This is a genomic window from Ideonella azotifigens (genome assembly GCF_006519715.1).
Lineage (GTDB): Bacteria > Pseudomonadota > Gammaproteobacteria > Burkholderiales > Burkholderiaceae_C > Ideonella > Ideonella azotifigens.
Genome location: NZ_VIDT01001198.1, coordinates 1 through 1,004, shown reverse-complemented (window position 1 = coordinate 1,004; position 1,004 = coordinate 1). Strand labels below are relative to the sequence as shown.

Sequence of the window (1,004 nt, the reverse complement as noted above, 5' to 3'; positions counted from 1 at the left end):
GGCGGTCGCGGTGCTGACCGACGTGACGCGGCTGCGCACCCAGCAGGCCGAGCTGGAGGGCCTGGAGCGTGAACGCGAGCTGATGTTCAGCCTGTCGGATGTGGGCATCGTGCACCAGCGCGAAGGGCGCATCGAGCGGGCCAACCAGGCCATGGCCGAGTTGACCGGCCACAGCCAGGCGGAGCTGCAAGGCCTGCCGCTGGCCGAGCTGTACGAAGACGAGCGGGTCTACCAGCATCACCTGGCGCAGGAGAAGCGCGACCTGGCCTTGCATGGCCGGGCCCGCGGCGAGCGCCGCATCCGCCGGCGTGACGGCACCGAGCTGTGGGTGCAGGTCAGCCAGAGGCCGGTGGACGCGAACGATCCGACGGCAGGCGCGATCAGTTCCTTCGTCAGCGTGGACGAGCGGCGGCGGGCGCGCGAGTCGCTGCTGGCGCAGGCGGACCGCACGCGCGCGATCCTGGATTCGGTGCTGGTGGGCATCGTCACGCTGGGCGAGAAGGGCATCGAGTGGATGAACCGCTCGGCGCGGCGCATGTTCGGCGGCGAGCTGTCGGATTTCCTGGGCCAGCCGATCAGCGTGGTCGCCTCGCCCGAGGCCGATCACCCGCTGCGCCGCACCGACTGGCTGGCCACGCTGCAGGAGGGCCAGGCCGAGACCTTTGAATGTCGGCTGGTGGGCCGGGATGGCCGCACTTTCTGGGTTGTCGGCAACGCGGTGGTCACCGGGCTTGACCAGGGGGGCGGGCAGCAGCTGACCTTTGCGCTGCTGGACATCGAGCGCCGCCGCGAGGCCGAGAACCAGATCACCCAGGCCCGCACCAGCCTGCAACGCATCATCGAGACCGCGCCGCTGGCGATTGCGCTGTTCGATGCGAACAACCAGCAGGTGCTGCAGCTCAACCAGATGATGGCGGCGTTTGCGCGCCGCCCTGCGGCGGAGATCCTCGGCCGCCAGCCGGCGCTGTGGCTGCCGGGGCCGGAAGCGGCTTCGCTGTCGGCTG

The 1,004-nt window shown here is 70.7% G+C and carries 1 protein-coding gene; it reads left to right on the top strand.

Annotated elements, in window-relative coordinates:
* Window positions 1–1,004: PAS domain-containing protein (locus FKP22_RS31580; protein WP_141292092.1), on the top strand; the 1,004-nt coding region annotated here is incomplete at both ends.